A 14,558-nucleotide genomic window follows, 5' to 3' on the forward strand; every position below is an offset into this window, starting at 1 on the left:
TCTTAATCCGCTGAATTCAATACGGCTTCCAAATGATGGCCATCAGGGTCGACGATAAAGGCTGCATAGTAATGCTCGCCATAGTCGGGTCTGAGGCCAGGGCGTCCGTTGTCGCTGCCTCCGTTCGCCAAGGCCGCCGCGTGAAATAGCGCGACGGCGTTGCGATCGGGTGCTGCAACCGCCAAGTGGAAGCCTGGACCAGGAGGACGCTGCCGTTCGGAGACATGCTTCAGCGCCAACTTGTCGCCACCACCCGGCACACCGTAGCCAACCGCCTGCCCAGCCTCTCCCGGCCGGAGATCTTCCCAAACCCGAACGTAGCCGAGCGGCTGAAGAACAGCATCATAAAATGCCGCCGAACGTTCGATGTCCGAAACGCCGAGGGAGATATGATGCAGCATCGACAATCCGCCCCTAGTGCCCAGCGTCCTCGGCACCTTCGCTGAGAAGACCGAAGACAAAGGTCGCAAAAGAGCGCCAGCATTCGACACGGAACGTATCGTCTTCCGTGCGGAAGAGGATGATTTCGGCCTTGCCGAAGATGGTGCGCGAGCAGGCTCCAACAGGGAAGGTTGCGAGCGACAGGTCCTGAGGGCAGCCGGAGGCGAGAGCCAGCTCGGCACCCGGACCCGAGACGATAATGCCGACATTGCGGTGCGAGACGTCGGTTGCCGAATGCATCTCAGAGACACCGGACAGAGCGGCCATCAGGTCGGCACCGCTTTCGTCGATGACAAGCCATTCGTCCGGGCCGATCCACAGCACCGAGCGTCCACCGGAACGGCCGGATGTCTTCGGCACGTTCGGGATGGTCACGCCAAGCGCTGCCGACAGCGCCTGAAGCGAAGCCTGCGGTGCCCGCAGCGCCACCCGCGTTCCGGGTGCCGCCGAGGTCAACCGGACGGCCGAGGAGCCGCCATGACGGCCAGCGAGAACGGATCTACGAATTGCGGTCTCAGCCATTGATCCGGCCTCCTTCCTTGTCAAAGAACACCATATCCGTCACCTCGACGGCAATAGTCTTGTCGGGCATCGGTATGTAGAGCGTCTCGCCCATCCGCGCCCTGCCGCCGGCAACGAGCGCGAAGGCGATCGAGCGGCCGCAATTTTCCGACCAGTAGGACGAGGTGACATGCCCGAGCATGGTCATCGGCTTCGGTTCGTTCGGATTGGCAACGACCTGCGCACCTTCCTCGAGAACAACGTTCGGATCCTTTGTCACGAGACCGACCAGCTGCTTGCGGCCTTCCTTCGTGAGATCGATGCGCTTCAGGCCGCGGATGCCGACGAAATCGGTCTTCTTCTTGGAAACTGCCCAGGAAAGACCGGCATCGTCAGGGCTAACAGTGCCGTCGGTATCCTGGCCGACGATGATGTAGCCCTTTTCTGCGCGCAGCACGTGCATGGTTTCCGTACCGTAGGCGCAGGCACCGAGCGGCTCGGCATTGGCCCAGATGGCTTCGAGCACGGCCTGACCGTAATCGGCAGGAACGTTGATTTCGAAACCGGCCTCACCGGTGAACGAAACGCGGAACAGACGTGCCGGAACACCCATGACCGTGCACTCGGCAACGCTCATATGCGGGAAGGCTTCGTTGGAGATATCGACGCCCTCGACGAGCGGCGCGATGATCTCGCGGGCCTTCGGTCCCTGAACCGCGATGACCGCCCACTGTTCGGTGACCGAGGTCAGCCAGACGTTCAGATGCGGGAATTCCGTTTGCAGGTAGTCTTCCATATGGTTGAGAACGCGCGGCGCACCACCCGTCGTCGTCGTCACATGGAAGCGATCCTCGCTCAGGCGGCCGACGACGCCGTCGTCGTAAACGAAACCGTCTTCGCGGGTCATGATGCCATAGCGGCACTTGCCGGGCTTCAGCGTATCCCAGGCGTTGGTATACATCAGGTTCATGAACTGGGCGGCGTCAGGGCCGACGACCTCGATCTTGCCGAGGGTCGAAGCGTCGAATACGCCCGCGACTTCACGCGCCGTCTTGCACTCGCGCGAAACGGCCTGATGCATGGTCTCGCCCGCACGCGGATAGAACCAGGCGCGCTTCCAGTTGCCGACATCCTCGAACACCGCACCCTGCGCCTCTTCCCACTGGTGCAGCGGCGTCTTGCGCGTCGGGTCGAAAAGCTCGCCGCGCGAATGCGCGATCAGCGTACCGTAGGTGACGGGCGTATAGGGCGCACGGAAAGTCGTGAGACCGACCTGCGGGATATCCTTGCCCAGCATTTCGGCTGCGACCGCCAGACCGTGCATGTTGGACAGCTTGCCCTGGTCGGATGCCATGCCATTCGTCGTGAAGCGCTTGATGTGCTCGATCGAATGCATGCCTTCGCGAACGGCAAGGCGGATGTCCTTGGCGCAGACGTCGTGCTGGAAATCGATGAAGGCCTTGGCACTGGTATCGGGGCCGGCACCTTCAGCGGCGCCGATCATGCCGCCGGTCCACTGGAAGGCCTGCTCGGCAGCGATGCTGATCTTGCCGCTGCCCTGCTTGCCGGATGCCTGCGCCATCAGTTCACCGGCGGCAAGCGATTCTTCGATCGTCTGCTGCAGATCGTCGGTGCCGTTACAGGCGCCGACCGAGAGGCATTCCTGCGCATAGGTGCCCGGCAGGAAGCGCTCGGTTTCCACATCGAACTTCACCTTGCCGCGAGACTGCGAGAACAGATGCACCGAGGGCGTCCAGCCGGCGGACACCAGCAGCGCGTCGATGGCGATCTTGCGCGGCGAGCTGCCGCCGTTGCGCGCAACGGTCATCGAGGAGACGCGCAGCTTGCCGGCGGTATCGAGCACCGCATGGCCTGCCAGGACCTCGATGCCGAGCGAACGGGCTTCGGCCAGAACGGCGGCACCCGGCTGCGGGCGGCAATCGACAATCGCCGCGATCGCGACACCGGCGCGCTTCAGATCGAAAGCAGCCTCATAGGCCGAGTCATGCGCGGTGTAGACGCCGACCTTCGCACCGACGGCCACGCCGTACTGGTTGAGATACATGCGCGCGGCAGATGCCAGCATGATGCCCGGGCGGTCGTTGTTCGGGAACACCATATGGCGCTCGATCGCACCGTTGGCGAGGATCACCCGCTTGGCACGCACCTGCCACAGACGCTCGCGCGGCAATTCGCGGCCGGGGTTGGAAACGTGGTCGGTAACGCGCTCGGCAAGCGCCACGAAATTGTGGTTGTAGTAGCCGAAGGCGGTCGTGCGGGTCAGCACCTGGACATTGTCCATCGCCCGGAGCTTGGCAGCCGTCTGCTGCGCCCAGCTATAGCCATCCACGCCGTCGATCTTGACGCCGCTGTCATAGCGCAGCGCGCCACCGACATCCGCCTGCTCGTCGCAGAGGATGACGTTTGCGCCGGCTTCGGCTGCAGCAAGAGCTGCCGAAAGACCGGCAACGCCGGCACCGGCGACCAGCACGTCGCAATGCGCGTAGCGGCTGGCATAGTGATCGGGATCGGCTTCGGTCGGCGCGACACCCAGACCGGCAGCCCGGCGGATCATCGGCTCGTAGACATGCTTCCAGGCAGCCTTCGGCCACATGAAGGTCTTGTAGTAGAAGCCGGCCGCGAAGAACGGCGACATCAGATTGTTGACGCCGCCGATATCGAAGGCGAGCGACGGGAAACGGTTCTGCGACTTGACGATCATGCCGTCGAAGACTTCCTGAACCGTTGCGCGCACGTTCGGCTGCTTGCGGGCACTGTCACGCGCAACGTCGATCAGCGCATTCGGCTCTTCCGCACCGGCAGACAGGATGCCGCGCGGACGGTGGTACTTGAAGGAACGGCCGACCAGATGCACGCCGTTGGCAATCAGTGCCGAAGCAACGGTGTCGCCCTCAAGCGCCGTGTAACTCTTGCCGTCGAAGGTGAAGCGGGCGGTCTTGGCAGGCGTCAGACGCCCCTTGCCTACAATACGGTTCGCGCCGCTCATTTCGCGTCTCCCTCTCGGTTGTCTTCGACAACCACGGCTTCATAGGTTTCGACGGGGGCGTGCGGAACGGCGGCAGCGCCGATCTCAGGCTTCGGCTCGCCTGCCTTGTACGTCTTGATGAATTTGTCGCTGATCGTGTCGCGCGCCGCATTGAAGAAGCGGCCGCAACCGTTCATGTGCCGCCAGCGCTCGAAGATCAGCCCCTTCGGATTGTTGCGCAGGAAGAAATACTCTTCAAACGCCTCGTCGGAGATCGACGCGATGTCGGTTGGGCGGGCGATATGCGCATCGCCGGCGCCGCGGAATTCGAGCTCGGAGCGCTCTTCCTGACAGTAAGGGCAGTAGATCAGTAGCATGTGATACCTGTCTTAGAGTTCCGATCCGGAAACGATGGTTCCGGGAGGTTGATTGCAAAGCCGCCTGCCAAGCGCGACATAGGGGCCGATCCGTTTGAGCAGCTGCTCGAAATTCTCATAGGGCTTCAACACATCCGTTATGCCGATATTCGCGAAAGCCATTCCGTATAAATCCGTATCGATCACATAAGCCCTGTCTTTCGAACCGCCCTCTGACGGCAGGAAATAGACGGCCGGCTGGTGGAAAACGAAGGCGCAGGCCAGCATTCCGCTATCCGCCACAAAGGGCCAGTCCTTCTCGCCCCCTGCCCGCTCGATCTTCTGAAGCCGGAAATCCCCGGTTTCCGGCACGACATTGCCAGCGGGCACCGCCCCCATGACAAGTCCCGCCGAAAGAAGGACTTCCGCAATCATCAGTGCGCCACGGCGGCAGCCGCTGCCTCGTCAATGAGGCGGCCGGTCCGGAAGCGGTCAAGCGTCAGCCCGGCATTGAACTTGTGCGCCTCGTCGCGAGCAATAAGATGCGCAAACAGGTTCGCCGAACCCGGCGTCGCCTTGAAGCCGCCCGTACCCCAGCCGCAATTGACGTAGAGCCCCGGTACCGGCGTCTTCGACTGGATCGCCGAACGATCCGGCGTGTTGTCGACGATACCGCCCCACTGGCGCATCATCTTGACGCGGCGGAACATCGGGAAGAGCTCGCAGATGGCATCGAGCGTATGCGTGATGATCTGCAGGCCACCGGTCTGCGAGTAGGAATTGTACTGGTCGGTGCCGGCGCCGATAACCAGCTCGCCCTTGTCCGACTGCGAAATATAGGCGTGCACGGTGTTCGACATGACGACGCAGGGGAAGATCGGCTTCAGCGGCTCGGAAACCAGCGCCTGAAGCGGGCTCGACTGCAGGGGAACGCGGACATCGGCCATGTTCATCACGACGGTAGAGTGGCCGGCGGCAGAAACGCCGATCTTCTTCGCGCCAATGTAGCCACGGTTGGTCTCGACACCGGTGACGCGGCCATCGGGACCGCGGCGGATGCCGGTGACTTCACAATTCTGGATGATATGGACGCCGCGGTCCGAGGCGGCGCGCGCATAGCCCCAGGCAACCGCATCGTGACGGGCCGTACCGCCGCGGCGCTGCAGGGCGGCGCCGTTGATCGGGTAGCGGGCGCTCGCCGAAATATCGAGCGGTGGGCAATAGGCCTTGGCCTGCTCCGGCGTCAGCCATTCATTGTCGATGCCATAGAGACGGTTCGCATGGATGTGCCGCTTGAAGGACTGCTGGTCGTGAACATTGTGCGAGAGCATCATCACACCGCGTGGCGAATACATCACATTGTAGTTGAGGTCCTGGGAAAGGTTCTCCCAGAGCTTCATCGAATGCTCGTAGATGTGCATGCTCTCTTCATAGAGATAGTTCGACCGGATGATGGTCGTGTTGCGGCCGGTATTGCCGCCGCCGAGCCAGCCCTTCTCGAGCACCGCGACATTGGTGATACCGTGCTCCTTCGCGAGATAATAGGCGGCACCGAGACCATGACCGCCGCCGCCGATGATGATGACGTCGTATTCCGCGCGCGGTTCCGGCGAAGTCCACTGCTTCTCCCAGCCCTTGTGGGCTCGGAGGGCTTCTCTCGCAACGGCAAAGACCGAGTATTTCCGCATCCGCCATCATCTCCTTAGGGACAGGCATTCTTCTTCGTGGCCATACAAATCGCAAATCCAAAAGCGGCACAACGTTTCTTTTGCGACGTGGAACGGCTTTTGTTTGACATGCGCGAGATCGTGCCGCGCGCCTGAGACCGTCCAGTTCCGCGTAAATGCAGTCCCTGCCTGGGGTTAACCCAAGAGGGCAGGCAGACCGCGCGGCGAAGCACATGCTAATATCCATATATGTGAGGGATATTTCATGTGGTTTTTGCGATGTGCCGCAATTGCGGCACTCGGTTTTGCGTCATTGATCCCGGTAACGGCCGCGGCGGCGGAAGCCGTGGGCGAAGCTGTGGAGATCAAGACCGCAGTGACCGGCGAACAGGGGCCACTCGAAGTCAACTCCGCCGTCTATCGCGACGATCGCATCCGCACCTCGCAATCGGGCCTGGGGCAGTTCGTCTTCCGCGATGGAACCAAGCTTGCTGTCGGCTGGGGCTCATCGGTCGTCATCGACCGCTACGTCTTCGACGACAGCGATTCCGTGAAGCGTCTCAGCATCAAGGCTGCAAAAGGCACGTTCCGCTGGATCAGCGGCAGCTCCAAGTCCTCGGCCTACCAGATCCTAACCCCTGCCGGAACGATCGGCGTCAGGGGCACCGCCTTCGATTTCTTCGTCGGCCCGGATGGCACGACGGCCGTCGTGCTTCTGAACGGCGCGGCGCAATTCTGCGGGCCCGGCGGCTGCCGGCAGCTGACGCGGCGCTGCGACTGCGTGATCGCCGATCGCAGCGGCGGCATGACCGACGTCAAGCATGTCGATCGCAGCGTGCTGCAGACGCTCGGCACCAATCGCGCCCTTCCGTTTCTGTCCGGCAGTCAGCGTCTCTCGGGCATGCTGGGCACCAGCTGCGGCATGAGCGCCGCATTGCAGGACCGGCGCGACCCGGTGCCCCCCGCTCCGCGCCTGGCGCCGCCGCCACCGCCTCCGCCGGTTCCACCGGAGAAACCGTCAAAACCGGATAAGCCTCACAAGCCCCATAAGCCGGACAAGCCGGATAGGCCCCACAAACCGGACAAGCCTGACAAACCGCACCGGCCGGACAGACCCGACAGACCTGATAGGCCAGACAGACCTGATAGACCTAGACCGGATCGACCGGATAGCCCGGATAGCCCGGGTGGTCACGATCATGGCGGAGATGATCACGGTCACGGCCGCGGACACGGTACCCGCGACCATGATGGCGATCGCGGTGACAGGGGCGGCAACCGGGACGGAAGGGATCGCGGTAACTGGAGCCGCGGCCGTTAGGATTAGATGATCTGCCGTGTATGCGAAGCCGGTGGCGCATCACGGAAATGATCCGCACGGCGGGCGAGCTTGCGATAAAAATCCGGCAGGTGCGGCGACACGGCTCTGGCTTTCAGCCTGATGGCACCAGCAATCCGCCGGAGCGCTGGCGAGCGGCTCCGCAACGCCGAGAGCAGTTCCGCATGCAGCAGTCGCAATTCGGTGAACTCGGCCGACCCGGCAAGTGTCGGGCCGCCGACGACGGCGAAGAGTTCGGTCCGCGTGCTTTTCCCCTTCAGCCCCACCGCGCCAGCCTCCAGCAGCGCCATCTCGCGCTGGCGCTTGGCGGTTTCCTCCGAAATCAGAATGTCGAAACCGACCTCCTTGCAGGAGGATTCGATACGCGCCGCGACATTGACCGCGTCGCCGACGGCCGAATAGTTGAAGCGTGTTTCCGCCCCCATGTTGCCGACGCAGGCGACACCGGTGTGGATGCCGATGCCTATCCCGACTTTCTGATCCGGACCGAAACCGAAGGCATCGTCGGCGTTCAGCCGGGCCAGCGTCTCGCGCATCGCCAGCGCTGCACGCACCGCCTTCGCCTCGTGATCAGCCACATCGACGGGCGCATTCCAGAAGGCCATGATCGAATCGCCGATGAACTTGTCGAGCGTGCCTTCGTTTGCGATCACGTGGTGGCTCAAGGCATCGAGCAGCGTATTCAGAAAGTGGACTACAGCGGTCGGCGGAAGCCGCTCGCTGATCTCGGTGAAGTCGCGCACATCGACGAACATCACGGTCAACTCCCGGTCGTCGCCACCGAGGCGCAGCGCATCACGCGTGTGTTCTATTCTATAAAGCAGCGACGGCGAGAGATAATGACCGAAGGCGCGGCGCACCTCCCGCCTCTCCCGGTCGATGACGAGAATACGGAACGATGTCGCCGCGAAATGCGTGATCGAGCCGCCGAGAATCGGCGCCAGCGGATCAAGCAGCAGGCCGAGCGCCGAGAAGCAGAACCAGGACGCGACCAGCGCCAGCGCCGTGATCGCCAGCCCGCAGGCGAGCGCAACGGCCGGGCTGACGAAGGTGGTTATGAATACCAGCAGCGTCCCGAGTATGGCGATCGCCAGGATCTCCAACCCGTCAGCCCAATCCGGCCGCGACAGGAAGTGACCAGAGAGGATCTGCTCCACCGTCTGCGCATGCAGCGAGACGCCCGGCACATTTTCTCCGAGTGCCGTGGTGCGGATATCCTGCAGGCCGGCAGCAGATGTGCCGATGAAAAGAATGCTGCCGTTGATCGCCTCGGCCACGGCGGGCGGCGGCCCGGTGCCATCGAGGATCAGCCGCGCGGAGATATAGCGTTCTGCCCTGTCGGACGTGACGTAAAGCCAGAGCTCGCCTGCGGCCGTCACCGGGACGACGAAATCACCGATCTTCGCCGAGGTCATCACCCCGGCAACCCCGGGAGCGCCGGCCAGCACATAGGTCGATGCGCCCTGCGCCACCCGCAACGCTTCCATGGCGAGATTGGGATAGAACTGGCTGCCATCGCTGAGGAACAGCGGGACGGCCCTCACCACCGGCGAAGGATTGCCCGGATTGAGGCTGATGTGGCCGATCCCGGCGGCATTCTTCTCCAGCCCCGGCCGAAGCGGCGTTGCCGCCGCAAGATGCGGAAGTGCCGCCGCCGGATCTTCACCGGTAAAGGCAAAACCAGCCTTCACCGGCGGACGGTAGTCACCTTCGTTGGAGAGACCGAAGCCGAGCACGACGGGCCTGGAAGCGATCGAAGCGGCGAAGATCTGGTCGTTGTCGGGCAATTTCGCGATCACGGCCGGGTCGATGCCTTCGGCGTCCGCGGCGATCGCCCGCGGTGAAAGCCGGTCCGGCTCGGCAAACAGCATGTCGAAAGCGATCGCGGCGGCACCCATTTCGGAAAGACGCTCGACCAGATGCGCGAGCCGGTCGCGCGGCCAGGGCCATTGCCCGAACTCCTTGAGCGACGCCTCGTCGATATCGATCACGTGCACAGGCACCGGCTCGAATGGCCGCGGCGCGATCCGCTGATACTCATCGAAAGTGACATCCCGCGCCTGCCGCAGCAGCGAAGGGTCGCCCGCCCGAAGGGCCGTCAGCGCCGCGACGATCAACAGACCGATGAGAACGCCGATTTGCTGCGTACGCGTCATGAACATGCAGCGCTCTTGAGATTGAGCCACGCGGCGGCAGCGAATTTACGACGCTTTCGCATCAATGGCCACTCGCCCTTATGGATGGGTAGGCGGTGCGGCTGGCGGCCCTATCCGCCATTTTTTCCACACCAGTCCACATCCCGGCTGGACTTCCAGAAAGCGATCTGATATCCCGCATCACCAATCGCAAGGCTCTCGCCGCGCGAACGTTATGTTTTTGCCTCTGGCGCTGCGTCGCCTCATGGCGCAACCAAAACCAAAGGAACGTGATTCTCGTGCAGGTACTCGTCCGCGATAACAATGTTGACCAGGCTCTCCGCGCTCTCAAGAAGAAGATGCAGCGCGAAGGTATTTTCCGCGAAATGAAGATGCGCGATTACTACGAAAAGCCGTCGCAGAAGCGCGCTCGCGAAAAGGCAGAAGCCGTTCGCCGCGTTCGCAAGCTGGCTCGCAAGCGGGCACAGCGCGAAGGTCTGGTTGCACGCTAAGGCGTGTCCGTCGTTATTTCGACGTTTTCAGATGCATGTTGGCGGGGGCGATTGGTGTCGCCGCCGCCTTTTTAATTTGCCGCTGAAGATCGCATGTCCGTTCGCCCTCGGACATGACGCATGGGGAAAGCGCACGAATGGCTGATTTCTTGTTCTCTTCGTCCCGGTCCTTGCGCGCGCCCAAGGCGCCGCTTCTGCCGATGTTGGCGGTTCTTGCCGCGGTCGGCCTTGCCGGCTGCCAGACCGAAAACACCTCCGATGCCGTTATCCGCATCGACAAGGCCCAGGGCTCGGAAGGGAACATCGCCTCGTTGACTTCGGTCATCAACGCCAATCCGCGCGATCCGGAAGGCTACAACGTCCGTGGTTCGGCCTATGGCCGCGCCGGCCAGTTCAAGGCTGCGCTGAACGACTTCAACACGGCCCTGCAGATCAACCCGCGCTTCTTCCAGGCCTATGCCAACCGCGCGCTTGTCTATCGCAACATGGGCCAGCAGCAGCAGGCGATCGGCGACTACAATGCCGCCCTGCAGATCAACCCGAATTACGACGTCGCCTATATCGGCCGCGGCAATGTCTACCGCCAGGCAGGCCAGGACGATCCGGCTTTCAACGACTTCTCGAAGGCGATCCAGCTCGGCACCACCGACGGGCGCGCCTATCACAATCGCGGCCTGATCTTCCAGAAGCGCAATCAGCAGGACAAGGCGATCGACGACTTCTCGAAGGCGATCTCGCTTTCGCCGAATTCACCGGAGCCGTATAACGGCCGCGGTATCTCCTATATCGCGCTGAACGACGACGATAACGCGTTTGCCGATTTCAACCACGCGATCGAGCTCAACGGCAATGTTGCCGAATCCTGGGCCAATCAAGCGTTGGTCTACGAACGCCGCGGCGACAAGGACAAGGCGATGCGCAGCTATCGCCACGCTGTCGGCCTCGACCCGAAATACCAGCCGGCGCGAGACGGCATGGCCCGGCTCGGCGCTCCCAGCAGCAACGGCTGATCCTGAAGCATCGGAGACGGCACCATGGCGGCGAAACAGCATGTGATCGTCGCCGGTGCCGGCATCATCGGCGCCTCCATTGCCTGGCATCTCACCCGCGACGGCGCCGACGTCACCGTGATCGCCGAAGACACCGGCGGTGTTGCAACACCCAATTCCTTCGCCTGGATCAATGCCAGCTGGGGCAATCCCGAATTCTATTTCCGCTTCCGCCGCCGCTCGATGACAGAGTGGAAGCGTCTGGCCACCGAACTACCCGGCCTGCCGCTTGCCTGGTGTGGCGGCATATGCTGGGATCTGCCTGAAGACGAGCTGCGCGCCTATGAGACCCAGCATATGCAGTGGGGCTATGGCATCGAGCGAATCGGCAAAGCCGGGATCGCCGCGCGCGAACCCTTACTGACACAGGTGCCCGAGACCGCGCTCCATATTGCCGAAGAAGGCGCCGTCGAGCCGGTCGCGGCCGCCCGCCTGATGCTGGCTGATGCCGGGGCGCGCGGCGCAAAATTCGTCACGGCCGCCGTCCGCGGTCTCCTGAGACGTGGTGAAGGCATTGCCGGCGTCGTCACATCTGCAGGGATCGTCGAGGCCGACCACGTGGTTCTAGCCGCCGGAGCAGGCGCTGTCCCGATCGCGGCTTCGGCGGGCATCACGCTGCCGGTCGATGCACCTGCAGGATTGATCGTTCATTCCCGGCCATTCGAAAAGCGCCTGAACGGCCTGGTCATCGCGCCCGAGCTCCACATACGCCAGACCGCCGAGGGCCGCATCATCGCCGGCAGCGACTTCGGCGGCAGCGAGCCCGGCGCAGACCACAAGGCGACCGCTGCCGCATTGTTCGCCAAGGTGAAAGCCAATCTCGCCGGCAGCGAAAACCTGACCATGGAATTCTTCACCGTCGGCTACCGCCCGACGCCAAAGGATGGTTTTCCGATCATCGGCAACGGCGGCTGCCCGGGGCTCTACGTGGCCGTCATGCATTCGGGCGTGACCTTGGCACCGCTTGCCGGGCTGCTGGCAGCAAGCGAAATTTTCACCGGCGAGACCGAAAGCGACCTTGAACCGTTCCGCCTGGCGCGTTTTGCGTGAGCGTTGGTACGAAATGCGACAAAGCCGTCACCTTCATTTAGGAGGTTGCAACCCCATCCCCCACCCCCTAACATGACCCTGCATCGATAGCAGGCTATCGGGAATCAGAACGCGTTCAGGGCGATGGCGGTAATGCAGTTTTCTGCTTTCCTATCTGTTGGAAAAAGTTCCGGATTCCGTGTGTGCCGGCTAGGTGGAAGAGCCTGCCGATGAGCCTGCGTTCCCGCATGTTTCCAAAGGCCACGATCGGAACCTACCTGGTTGCGATGGCCGTCGCCATCGCCGTGCCGATCTTCGCGTTCGTGACGCTTCTGCTGCTGCAGCTCGAGGACAACCAGCGCGACACGCTGCGCCGCGAGACGGCGCAGGATGCGCTCGCCCTCTCCCGCTCCGTCGACCGGCAATTGCAGGATATGGCCACCACGCTCCGCCTGCTCGCCACCTCGCCGGAGCTTGAGCACAGCGACTACGCATCATTCCACCAGCGCACCGAAACGGCGCTGCGCGGCGATACGCTTTATGTCATCGCCACCGACAAGGACGGCCAGCAGCTGCTGAATACCCGCCGCGATTTTGGCACGCAGCTCGGCAAGATGAGCAATCTCACGGCGCTCAAATACGCCATGGATAGCGGCCGGATCGAGGCCTCCAACGTTTTCCAGGGCAGCACCAGCGGCGAGTGGGTCTATAACGTCACCATGCCGGTCCAGACCGGCAACGCAGCGGCGCTGATCATCACCCAGAACGCCAAGGACCTGGCGAAGATGCTGCAGCCGGAAGGCCTTGCGGCCGGATGGTCGGCAGCCGTCATCGACCAGTCCGGGCACGTCGTCGCCTCGGGCGGGCCCTTCGCCATCGAACCAGGCACCGCCTTCGATCCTCGCATCCTGCCTTCGCTCATCGCGTCCCGCGGCGTCTTCGAGGACCGCAAGATCCTGCCCGACCAGTTGCTCGGCTACGCGCAGATCCCCGGCTGGTCATGGAAGACGGTAATCTGGGGGCCGATCTCCACAGCACAGGCATCCATCCTGACGACCTGGCGCTTTCTGATCATCGGCGGCATTGCCCTCCTCGCCGTCGCCGTTTTCGCCGCCTATGCCGTGGCCCGTCAGGTGCGCACGACAATCCGCGATATCGCCGAGATGGCAAACCGCATGGGCGAGGGCCACATCGTCGCGCCGATCGATACCAGCGTCGTCGAGGCCAACCAGGTGGCCGTCGCGCTGTCCAACGCCTCCTTCGATCGCAGCCAGACCGAGGACCGGCTGCATTTCGTGATGAACGAACTGGTTCATCGCACCAAGAACCTGCTGACGCTCGCCCAGGCGATGATGCGCCAGCTTGCGAAGCAGGCCGACAGCGTCGAGGGTTTTCAGGCAGCCGTTGCCGAGCGGCTGGATGGCCTTGTGCGGTCGATCGAGCTCCTTACCAGCGAACAATGGGCCGGCGCCTCGCTGCGGCGGGTGGTGGATATCCATCTCGACGCCTTTCCGCAGGCCGTCGAGCAGATCGAGATCGTCGGCAAGGACTTCATGCTGAAGCCCGAAGCCGTCCAGAATCTCGGCCTGACGCTGCATGAGCTGGCGACCAACTCGGTGAAATACGGCGCATTGTCGATCCCCGAGGGACGCGTGACCTTCTCCTGGGAGGAGGTCGAAGTGGAAAACCAGACGGAACCGATGCTGCGGTTCATCTGGCGGGAACTGAGCGGACCGGCGGTGAAAGTGCCGGAGCGCTCCGGATTCGGCACGACGGTTATCAAGATGCATGCGGCAGCTGCCTTCCGCGGCACCGTTCAGGTCGATTACCTGGCGGAAGGCCTGCTCTGGGTGCTGACGGCAACGCGCAGCACGCTGGCCCGCGATTAGAGCCGGCGGGAACAATAAAAAGCGCCGCCCGTTTCGAACAGGTCATTCAAAGGAGAAGGACCATGTTCAAGCAAACGATGATCGCAGCCGCCGCGCTGACCGCTGCAGCCTGCGCCACACCGGCGGCAGCTGCCGACTATGTCAGCCTCGGGCGCCTCGTCTGCGGCTCGGACGGCGGTCAGGGTCTCATCATCAAGTCCGAGAAGAACCTGATCTGCACCTACACGCCGGCAGGCGGCGGCGCGAAGGCCGTCTACGCAGGCAAGATCGAAAAATACGGCATCGATATCGGCCAGACCGGCAAGAGCGTGATGATCTGGCAGGTGCTCGCCAAGACCGGCACCGACTTCCCGCAATTCGCGCTTGCCGGCGAATATTACGGCGTCGGCGCCGATGCCAGCTTCGGCGCTGGGGCCGGCGCCAAGGTGATTGCCGGCGGCACAAACCAATCCTTCATGCTGCAGCCGCTCAATGTCCAGGCCCAGGAAGGCCTGAACCTCGCTGTCGGCGTGGAGAAAATGACGCTGGCGCCCGCTGCGACCTGATCACGGGTTCAGCGCGAGGAAAAGGCCTGCTCCGGCGGGCCTTTTCTGTGCCTGCGCCAGAAAAGCAAAGAGCCCGGCGAAACCGGGCTCTTTCCGTATAGTCACGTTC

Annotated in this window: 13 protein-coding genes; 6 read left to right on the forward strand and 7 right to left on the reverse strand. The window is 62.9% G+C overall.

The genetic code is table 11. The annotated features are described in order from the left end of the window. Positions 1-2 precede the first annotated feature (2 nt). Genes AC1DIJ_RS20400 through AC1DIJ_RS20425 form a run of 6 tightly spaced genes read right to left on the reverse strand, consistent with a single transcriptional unit; the run spans position 3 to position 5,972 of the window. Positions 3-401, reverse strand: a complete 399-nt coding sequence (locus AC1DIJ_RS20400) for a VOC family protein (protein WP_112385571.1) — start codon at positions 399-401, stop codon at positions 3-5. 13 nt (positions 402-414) lie between these two features. Beyond that, positions 415-963, reverse strand: a complete 549-nt coding sequence (locus AC1DIJ_RS20405) for a sarcosine oxidase subunit gamma (protein ID WP_112385572.1) — start codon at positions 961-963, stop codon at positions 415-417. Beyond that, positions 956-3,949: a sarcosine oxidase subunit alpha gene (locus tag AC1DIJ_RS20410; protein WP_112385573.1), complete on the reverse strand. Its 2,994-nt coding sequence runs from the start codon at positions 3,947-3,949 to the stop codon at positions 956-958. Before AC1DIJ_RS20410 ends, AC1DIJ_RS20405 begins: the two co-directional genes overlap by 8 nt. Beyond that, on the reverse strand, positions 3,946-4,305 hold the full coding sequence (locus tag AC1DIJ_RS20415) for a sarcosine oxidase subunit delta (RefSeq protein WP_112385574.1): 360 nt from the start codon (positions 4,303-4,305) through the stop codon (positions 3,946-3,948). The genes AC1DIJ_RS20410 and AC1DIJ_RS20415 overlap by 4 nt, the downstream gene beginning before the upstream one ends. A gap of 12 nt (positions 4,306-4,317) precedes the next feature. After that, positions 4,318-4,719 (reverse strand): hypothetical protein, encoded by a 402-nt coding sequence (locus tag AC1DIJ_RS20420; protein ID WP_112385575.1) that lies wholly within the window; start codon positions 4,717-4,719, stop codon positions 4,318-4,320. After that, positions 4,719-5,972, reverse strand: coding sequence for a sarcosine oxidase subunit beta family protein (locus AC1DIJ_RS20425; protein WP_112385576.1), 1,254 nt, complete (start codon positions 5,970-5,972; stop codon positions 4,719-4,721). The genes AC1DIJ_RS20420 and AC1DIJ_RS20425 overlap by 1 nt, the downstream gene beginning before the upstream one ends. A gap of 244 nt (positions 5,973-6,216) precedes the next feature. Between AC1DIJ_RS20425 and AC1DIJ_RS20430 the strand changes: the two genes are divergently transcribed. Continuing rightward, positions 6,217-7,272 carry a FecR domain-containing protein gene (locus tag AC1DIJ_RS20430; protein WP_112385577.1) on the forward strand — a complete coding sequence of 352 codons (1,056 nt, stop codon included), beginning with the start codon at positions 6,217-6,219 and terminating at the stop codon, positions 7,270-7,272. 2 nt (positions 7,273-7,274) lie between these two features. On the opposite strand, the gene AC1DIJ_RS20435 is transcribed toward AC1DIJ_RS20430, so the two are convergent. Continuing rightward, positions 7,275-9,446, reverse strand: coding sequence for an adenylate/guanylate cyclase domain-containing protein (locus AC1DIJ_RS20435; RefSeq protein ID WP_112385720.1), 2,172 nt, complete (start codon positions 9,444-9,446; stop codon positions 7,275-7,277). Positions 9,447-9,724: 278 nt separating this feature from the next. Here AC1DIJ_RS20435 and rpsU point away from each other — a divergent pair, with 278 nt between their 5' ends. From rpsU to AC1DIJ_RS20460, 5 genes are all read left to right on the forward strand, one after another. Further along, complete coding sequence (gene rpsU, locus AC1DIJ_RS20440; RefSeq protein ID WP_003585885.1) at positions 9,725-9,937, forward strand: 30S ribosomal protein S21; 213 nt, start codon at positions 9,725-9,727, stop codon at positions 9,935-9,937. A 137-nt stretch (positions 9,938-10,074) separates the two neighbouring features. Next, entirely contained in the window at positions 10,075-10,947 is an 873-nt protein-coding gene (locus AC1DIJ_RS20445) for a tetratricopeptide repeat protein (protein ID WP_112385578.1), read from the forward strand. Between the two features lie 24 nt (positions 10,948-10,971). Continuing rightward, positions 10,972-12,036 carry an FAD-dependent oxidoreductase gene (locus AC1DIJ_RS20450; protein WP_112385579.1) on the forward strand — a complete coding sequence of 355 codons (1,065 nt, stop codon included), beginning with the start codon at positions 10,972-10,974 and terminating at the stop codon, positions 12,034-12,036. Between the two features lie 209 nt (positions 12,037-12,245). Continuing rightward, on the forward strand, positions 12,246-13,904 hold the full coding sequence (locus AC1DIJ_RS20455; RefSeq protein WP_112385580.1) for a sensor histidine kinase: 1,659 nt from the start codon (positions 12,246-12,248) through the stop codon (positions 13,902-13,904). A 62-nt stretch (positions 13,905-13,966) separates the two neighbouring features. Next, on the forward strand, positions 13,967-14,449 hold the full coding sequence (locus tag AC1DIJ_RS20460) for a DUF992 domain-containing protein (RefSeq protein ID WP_112385581.1): 483 nt from the start codon (positions 13,967-13,969) through the stop codon (positions 14,447-14,449). The last annotated feature ends 109 nt before the right edge of the window (positions 14,450-14,558 follow it).

Source organism: Rhizobium sp. 10N427, from assembly GCF_056394605.1.